This is a genomic window from Streptomyces sp. NPDC058664, assembly GCF_042716635.1.
In the GTDB taxonomy this organism is placed as follows: Bacteria; Actinomycetota; Actinomycetes; order Streptomycetales; family Streptomycetaceae; genus Streptomyces.
Window position 1 is genome coordinate 1 of the sequence record NZ_JBHXRW010000268.1, and the last position, 1,014, is coordinate 1,014.

Annotated in this window: 3 protein-coding genes; 2 read left to right on the forward strand and 1 reads right to left on the reverse strand. The window is 66.2% G+C overall.

Features of this window, described 5'->3' with window-relative positions:
- The coding region (locus tag ACFWUY_RS42055) for a type II toxin-antitoxin system RelE/ParE family toxin (protein ID WP_384122485.1) at window positions 1-154 on the forward strand (154 nt) is incomplete at its 5' end.
- Window positions 154-432: a helix-turn-helix domain-containing protein gene (locus tag ACFWUY_RS42060; RefSeq protein WP_379327607.1), complete on the forward strand. Its 279-nt coding sequence runs from the start codon at window positions 154-156 to the stop codon at window positions 430-432. The genes ACFWUY_RS42055 and ACFWUY_RS42060, both read left to right, overlap by 1 nt.
- Before the next feature lie 29 nt (window positions 433-461).
- On the opposite strand, the gene ACFWUY_RS42065 is transcribed toward ACFWUY_RS42060, so the two are convergent.
- Window positions 462-854, reverse strand: a complete 393-nt coding sequence (locus ACFWUY_RS42065) for an NYN domain-containing protein (protein WP_379327605.1) — start codon at window positions 852-854, stop codon at window positions 462-464.
- Between the last annotated feature and the right edge of the window lie 160 nt (window positions 855-1,014).

The following is a 1,014-nucleotide window of genomic DNA, read 5'->3' on the forward strand; positions in this document are numbered from 1 at the left end:
CCTATATCTCGCGAAACTCGCTGACCGCATCCTTGTGCTGCACTGCTTTCAGAAGAAGACTCAGAAGACTCAGAAGACATCGGATTCTGATCTGGCGCTGGCGACGAAGCGATACGCACGGGCCGGTGTTGCAAGCGGGAAGGGAGAGCGCTGATGGCGGACGAGACGTTCGACAGCGTGTGGGATGCCATCGAGGACACCCCACAGGAAGCGGAGAACATGCGGCTGCGGTCGCGGTTGATGATCGCGCTGACCGAGCACATCGAGAGTTCCGGTTGGACGCAGGTGTCGGCCGCCGAGAGACTCGGCGTGACGCAACCTCGCGTGTCGGATCTGATGCGGGGGAAGGTCGGCCTGTTCAGCTTGGACGCGCTGGTCAATATGGTTGTTGCCGCGGGTATGCACGTCGAGATGAGCGTTCGTGCGGCGTGAGCAAGGCAGCGCGAACGGCGATAGTGCGGTCAGGCGAGCTGGCTCCAGAACCAGCCGGGGCCGACGGTTTCGGCGCCGTGGGCTTCTACTCGCGTGCGGAGTTCGCGGTCGGCGGTGACGACGGTGATCTGCTCGTGGGAGTTCGCTTCGGCGACCACGTCGACGATCTTGTCGTCGCCCGAGCGTTCGGCGAGGACCACCCGCATTCGCGGTGCGGAGGGTTCGGCGCCGTCGGCGGCGGCCTTGGCCGCGCCTTCGAGGACAACCGTGACCTCGGTGGTTTCCGGGAGGCTGGTCGTCAGTGTCGCCACGTCGGAGAGCAGCCTGCGCGCGGCACCCGCCCGGTCCTTCCACCAGCCGTTGGCGCGCGAGCCGATGACATTGGCCGCATCCACCACGATGAGATGCCTCGGATCGCTCATGGGCCCAGTCTGCCCGCCGGCGTGGGTTGCGCCGAGCGGACGCGCCGGACTCGTCGCCCGTGCGGTGACAGAACGGTCAGGCGGGCGCGGGGACGGTGACACCGGTTAGGTGGCAGTCGGTCATGCGGTTGTCGTCGTCCATGCGGTGCAGGTGCTGTAT

Excerpts from the sequence above, each read along its gene's own strand:
- ACFWUY_RS42060 (WP_379327607.1), top strand. The coding sequence starts at position 154 with ATGGCGGACGAGACGTTCGACAGCGTGTGGGATGCCATCGAGGACACC.
- ACFWUY_RS42065 (WP_379327605.1), bottom strand. The coding sequence starts at position 854 with ATGAGCGATCCGAGGCATCTCATCGTGGTGGATGCGGCCAATGTCATC.